Raw genomic sequence first — 3,338 nt, forward strand, 5'->3', positions numbered from 1 at the left:
GTCACTCCAGGTTGGCTGGAGTGACTCAAATCCTATTTTTACTGCCTGTTCGGTCACTCCAAGTAGGCTGGAGTGACCCAAACCCTTTTTAAAACCACTGGTCGGTCACTCCAAGTAGGCTGGAGTGACACAAACCCTTTAAAACCACTGGTCGGTCACTCCAGGTAGGCTAGAGTGACCCAAACCCTTTTTAAAACCACTGGTCGGTCACTCCAGGTAGGTTGGAGTGACCCAAACTCTTTTTAAACTCGCTATTCGGTCACTGACCACCATCTTGTGACGACTTCTATGAAATATAGGTTGACTAAATTGAATCAATAATTTCCTATACAAAAAAACAGGCTGAATGATCAGTCTGTTTTACTTTTTATTGCTTCTTCGAGTATGGTTTAAAGGTTTCTAGAACTTCTACATATCGGTCTTTTGTTTTTATCGGAATGCCATGAATGAGCTCTTCTTGTTTTCTGCTTTCAAGCTTTTTTACATCTATCTGAAAAAAGGATTGGATGATTCGTGATCGGTCAGGACGGCCATTAAAAATGGTTAACACGCCATCCTCGGTAATGCCGAAATAACCATTCGCTTTAAGTAATGGTGAAATGTCATCCATTTGTTTTCTAAAAACCATGGTTGTTGCATCCATTTCAACTAACTGCCATTGGTCATACTTAGTCCAAAAGTTTTCAATGGACCAGTAAGAATCAAGGACAACTTCCTCACTAATTTCTCCATCAAGATAGATTCTTTCTAATATAATCGTCAACTGCTGAGGTTCCGTCTTTTGCTGATCTTGATGGTTTTCCACTTTTTCGGCAGAGCCAGTTAACATCATTCCTGGCAGCTTTCCGATGGACATGAAGAGAACAACCGCAACAAAGGCTAAACCAAGCCGATACTGTGTTACCCAATTGAACCTCATGCATAATCACCTCTTAATAGTAGAGATTTAATTGAATTTCACTACTAGTTTAGCCTTATTTTCCCTTTTTATCCTTTTTAGAAAAAATCAAAAGAGGCAAAGCTAATATCCGGCTTTGCCTCTCCTACTTATATCAATTATGCTTACGGCTATTAGGTTCTAATCGCTGGGAATCATTGTTTCTGTTGCCATCACGACCAAGTGCTCCGTCATCAATTATTACTTGAACTGACTTCCCATTGACCATGGGCTTAACGGCATCTTGGATGGCTCTTTTTGTTTCTTCAGCTCGTTTATTATTGTTTAATTTAACGGAAACCATAACAGAATTACCGTATAGAACGGAGCGGATTTCACGAACATTTTCAATGTCCGCTACCTTACTTTTAATTTTTTCTGTTATACGGTCCTGATTTTCAGGTTTCGTTGTCGTTTTTGTGTTTCCAAGTCTTTGATTCGTTTGACCATGATAATTCGCATCACTGGTACTAAATTGATTGTCTCTTTGAAAGAAATTATGGTCATGGTTTGCGAGCGGTTTTGTCGGGTTCGGTGGATTTCCGTTTTCATCTCTATCCCGAAACTGCTTTCTACGCTCTTCATTATTTGCTTGGTTTTCAATCCCAAGATTATGGTCCATTAATTCAGTGAACGGACCATCATTATCCCCCGGCATTCCATTGGAGCCATTTTTATGATTTTCATCCGAATAGTATCCCAATGGCTGCCCCATATTTTTGTGATCTTTGTCCATAGCAGCACGGTCATCATTTGCGCAACCTGACAGTCCAACAGCTAGCAGAGCGGACAGAGGAATCATCATCCACTGTTTCAAATTATACAAACGAAAAACCCCCTCTACAGTACGTGAGCATAAAGAATATGCTCACGTTTAGGTTGTGAGTTTAAGGGGGGTTTCATTCTGCCATAATCGACCATAAAAGTTATTTTGTCAGCATTTTTAAAGCGTCAATGAATTTTTTACGTGAGTAGTACTGACCAACACTTAAATTCATAATTTGATTATACTTATGCTGGTCTCGGTACGTTCCTTCACGAATGAGCCGGTTCCATTCACGGAAAATATCTGCAGGATAGGCTAATGCATACAGAAATGCCTTCTCGTTCAGTAAGTCTTGATATTGTGAAAAATGAGCAAGTCGTTCAAATGACCAATCAAGGCTAGGTAGAATTCGATTGGCATATTGTAAATAATCCAGTGAAGCTGGGCCAATACTAATTAAATCAAAATCAATGAGATGTAATATACCTTTTGAGTCACGTAAGAAATTATGATGAGCAACATCTCCATGAAGTATACAATAAGGTTCGTTGACAAACAGGCTGCGGTTTTGTTCCATTCCACTGAGTGACCAATTTGCCCAATCCACCATTTCAGTTAATATGTTTTTATTAACAAAGTATTTCAAGGTGGATAAATTTGAGGAAAAAGTCGCTCCCCTATCTTTCCATTTTTCAATAATAACCCCTTTTGGAATTAGCGTTCGATATCGTGATTCGAAGGACGAAGTTACCAAATGGAATTGTTCTAGAAGTTCAAGTCCCTCCTGCCGGTTTTTTTCAGATTGAAAGGAAAATGGTGTTTTATTCGGTGGAATGTATTCCATACACCCAAAGTAAGTCCCCTCGAAAAATAAAGGATCTTTCATTTGAGGATGGACAAAAAGATAGGTTTTTGCAAAACCTTCTTTTCTAAGGGTTGAGGTAAAAGCCTCTTGCAGCCGAAGACGTTTATTCGTATGAAAACCTTTAAGCATATAGGTATTTTTTTCTGTTTTTATTAAGATAACACTTTTTCTATAGGGCACCATTTCAACAATAGGTTCTTTAAACTGGGAACGTAAATAAGAGAGGAGACGAATGAAATAATCATCGTCTCCTTTTTGTTTAAAAGTCATACTCATTGCTTTCATCATCGTATCGCATCATTCCGTCCATTGGACCCATTCCATAAGGGTTCATATACGGAGGCTGCGCTGCATTTGCTGGTCCTGTATATGGTGCGCTATAGATAGGAGGTGTTGGCGGTACAAATGGCTGCTGCGGCATTAACTGTGGTTTTGGTCCACCACAGCCACAATCTCCACCTGCTCCAACAGGTAATCCCCCTTGAGCAGGATATTGTTGCTGCATCGCTGGCATTTGACCGCCGGCAAAAGGCATTCCCATATCTGGTGATTCAAAATCTTGAGCTCCCATTACATGAGGTGCTGGACCCATTTGCGGGTATCCGTATGGCATTTGACCATATGGTGCACCCATTCCTTGTTGTCCGAAATCTGGTCCCATTGGTCCTCCCATTCCTGGTTGGCCGAAACCTGGTCCCATTGGTCCTCCCATTCCTGGCTGGCCGAAGCCTGGTCCCATTGGTCCTCCCATTCCTGGCTGGCCGAAGCCT

General features: G+C 40.7%; 3 protein-coding genes and 1 pseudogene. All 4 read right to left on the minus strand.

Going from position 1 to position 3,338, the window contains the following annotated elements; genetic code table 11:
* Nucleotides 1-367: 367 nt before the first annotated feature.
* The gene (locus MLOOGBEN_RS05560) at nt 368-919 is read right to left on the minus strand and encodes a BofC C-terminal domain-containing protein (protein ID WP_179157255.1); all 552 of its coding nucleotides are present in this window, start codon (nt 917-919) and stop codon (nt 368-370) included.
* Nucleotides 920-1,052: 133 nt separating this feature from the next.
* Complete coding sequence (locus MLOOGBEN_RS05565) at nt 1,053-1,763, minus strand: YhcN/YlaJ family sporulation lipoprotein (protein ID WP_179157256.1); 711 nt, start codon at nt 1,761-1,763, stop codon at nt 1,053-1,055.
* A 100-nt stretch (nt 1,764-1,863) separates the two neighbouring features.
* The gene (locus MLOOGBEN_RS05570) at nt 1,864-2,856 is read right to left on the minus strand and encodes a phosphotransferase (protein ID WP_256988894.1); all 993 of its coding nucleotides are present in this window, start codon (nt 2,854-2,856) and stop codon (nt 1,864-1,866) included.
* A pseudogene (locus MLOOGBEN_RS05575) lies at nt 2,828-3,338 on the minus strand (hypothetical protein); the annotation flags it as partial. The gene MLOOGBEN_RS05570 and the pseudogene MLOOGBEN_RS05575, both read right to left, overlap by 29 nt.

The sequence above is a fragment of the Bacillus sp. EB106-08-02-XG196 genome (assembly GCF_013396335.1).
Lineage (GTDB): Bacteria > Bacillota > Bacilli > Bacillales > Cytobacillaceae > Neobacillus.